Genomic DNA, 2382 nt, shown 5'->3' with positions numbered 1-2382 from the left:
CAAAGTTCCTGCTTCATCCAACGTGTTTCTGGAACCCGTTGTTGCAGGTACCAAAAGAAATGAACTAAATAAAATTATCAAAATTCCTGACATTCTGAAGATTTTCAACTTCTTCCACTACTGTACAGTTTCACGGATGGCATCTGAGACCGCACTGCACATGCATTGTGTCCCAGCACGCGACCGCACGGCCTGTCTAGACAAGATCCAGCATCACGACGCCGACTTCGTGCCCGTCGACCCAGAGGATATCTTCCTGGCGTCCAAGATAACCAACCAGTCCTTCATCGTGTTCAAAGAGATCCGAACCAAAGAAGAGCCTGACGAGGAGTTCCGGTACGAGGCTGTGGCTGTTATTCATAAGAACCAAAACATCACCAGTGTGCAGGGTCTGCGAGGTCTCAAATCTTGCCACACTGGCGTCGGCAGAAATGTGGGTTACAAGATCCCCATCACGAAGCTGAGGAAGATGGGCGTTCTGACCAATCTGAACGACCCGGACATGACGCCACGAGAGAACGAACTACACGCCCTCTCACAACTGTTCAGTAAAGCGTGTCTCGTCGGCAAGTGGGCCCCAGATCCGGCTCAGAATCAAGCTCTCAAGGAGCGCTATCCCAATCTGTGTGCTCTGTGCGAGCACCCCGAGCAGTGTGACTACCCTGACAAGTACTCCGGCTACGACGGCGCCCTGAGATGTCTCGCTGAGAACGGCGGGGAAGTAGCTTGGACCAAGGTCTACTACGTCAAGAAGCACTTCGGACTACCTATCGGGGCAGGCGAAGCGGTGCCGACAGGGGAGGACCCCGACAACTACGCTTTCCTGTGTCCCGACGGCACGAAGAAGCCCATCACCGGCCGGCCCTGCATCTGGGCGGCGCGTCCCTGGCAGGGATACATCACGAACACAGACGTGGAAGACATGAGTGAGCTGCGCTCTCAGATCTCGCTGGCCGACAACATCGGCGAGACCGAGCACGCCGCCTGGCTCAGCAAAGTGCTGGACCTCAACAACAAGACCGTGGCCGTTGACAACGGGGGCCCATTCTCGCCCCAGCAGTACCTCGACAAGGCAAACTACACGGACGTGATTGAGCGGGACACTGGCGATCCACACCGTCCTGTGCGCTTCTGTGTGACGTCGGACACGGAGCTGGAGAAGTGCCACGTGCTGCGTCGCGCCGCCTTCTCCAGGGACATTCGCCCTGCCTTCGACTGCGTGCAGGAAAGCACCAATCAGGACTGTATGGCCACCGTGCGTGACAACGGCGCTGACGTGATTACGCTCGACGGCGGCGACGTCTTCACAGCCATGAGGGAGTACAACCTGAAGCCGATAATCGCAGAGCAGTACGGCGAGCACGGCAGTATGTATTATGCGGTGGCCGTGGTGAAGAAATCCTCATCGTACCAATCCATAGCTGATCTCCGGGGTGCAAAGTCTTGTCACACCGGTTATGGACGCACTGCCGGCTGGAACGTGCCGCTGTATTTGCTGCTGAACCAGTCCCTCATCAGCAGGACTTCCTGTCCCTACTCAGAAGCGGTTTCCACGTTCTTCTCTGGCGGCAGTTGCGTTCCCGGCGTCCCACATGGTCCCGAGTTACTATGTAGTCTTTGCGCCGGGAACCTGGATACTGGAGATCGCACATACGCATGCTCCGCCAGCAACAACGAGTCTTTCTTCGGCTACACAGGCGCTTTCCGGTGCCTGGCGTCCGGTGCTGGAGACGTCGCCTTTGTGAAACACACTACCGTCGCCGAGAACACAGATGGTAACAATACAGCGGCATGGGCTGCCGGTCTTCACTCCAGCGACTTCGAACTGCTGTGTCCCAATGGCGGTCGTGCCCCTGTGGAGCAATACAGCCGCTGTCACCTAGCTGAGGTGCCCCCGCACATGGTGGTCACAAGTAACGACAAATCGGACAATGTACTTAACGAAATTCGACACGCAGTGCTGGCGGCCGGAGACTTGTACAGTCGGCGACCCGACCTCTTCAAGCTGTTCGGTGACTTCGATGGAACAAAGGACTTGCTCTTTAAGAATTCCGCCACGGGTCTCCGGGCGGTGGACACAGGAACCCCTGTAATGCAGCATTATACGGAGATGCTAGACGTGATCCGCACATGCGAGAACCAGACGCCAGCGCAGGAGTAGCTGGTCCTCATTCAATCCATCCTCGCTCATCAGTCAATATGAAAAGGGGGTTGATGACTCCCACTCATTATTTTCCAGTGTTGTTATACATGTTTCATGTGTGTGTGTATTCTCTCGAGCATCAGGTTCGAGCGTGGATGTATAAAATTTTTCCATTGTCCATTACACCATCAAATATGTCTGTTTTTATAAAGGTAGTTTTATATTCAGTGAAAAGTCTG

1 protein-coding gene is annotated in these 2382 nt (G+C 54.9%); it reads left to right on the top strand.

Going from position 1 to position 2382, the window contains the following annotated elements; genetic code table 11:
• The coding region (locus DL238_RS15855; RefSeq protein ID WP_147291042.1) for a PhnD/SsuA/transferrin family substrate-binding protein at positions 1-2161 on the top strand (2161 nt) is incomplete at its 5' end.
• Between the last annotated feature and the right edge of the window lie 221 nt (positions 2162-2382).

This window comes from Alteriqipengyuania lutimaris, assembly GCF_003363135.1.
GTDB classification, from domain to species: domain Bacteria; phylum Pseudomonadota; class Alphaproteobacteria; order Sphingomonadales; family Sphingomonadaceae; genus Alteriqipengyuania; species Alteriqipengyuania lutimaris.
This window is presented reverse-complemented; position numbering and strand designations above follow the sequence as displayed.